The sequence below is a fragment of the Micrococcus sp. GbtcB5 genome, assembly GCF_019091605.1.
Lineage (GTDB): Bacteria > Actinomycetota > Actinomycetes > Actinomycetales > Micrococcaceae > Micrococcus > Micrococcus luteus.
The window spans coordinates 1-228 of the sequence record NZ_JAGXJK010000662.1 but is presented as its reverse complement, the minus strand read 5'-3'; the positions used below and the strand labels follow the sequence as shown (position 1 = coordinate 228).

At 73.7% G+C, this 228-nt stretch carries 1 protein-coding gene; it reads right to left on the bottom strand.

Annotation, left to right across the window (positions count from 1 at the left end; genetic code table 11):
- Window positions 1-161: biotin/lipoyl-containing protein (locus KVS67_RS13880; protein WP_305799852.1), on the bottom strand; the 161-nt coding region annotated here is incomplete at its 3' end.
- Between the last annotated feature and the right edge of the window lie 67 nt (window positions 162-228).

The window sequence follows — 228 nt, the reverse complement described above, 5'->3', positions numbered from 1 at the left end:
GCGACCGGGCCCGAGACCGCGCCCACGGCCTTGACCGTCACGACGTCGGCGACCACCTGGATCACGCTCGCCGCGTCGCCCGCGGCCACGCGCCACGTCACGATCTCGGACTCGGTCAGGCCCCCGCCGAGGTCGGGCAGGCGGAAGGTCTTCTGGCTCATCGGGACTCCTCCCCGGCGTTCTGGGCGGCGTGGAACTGCTCGTCGGTCTCGGGGACGGCGAACGCGT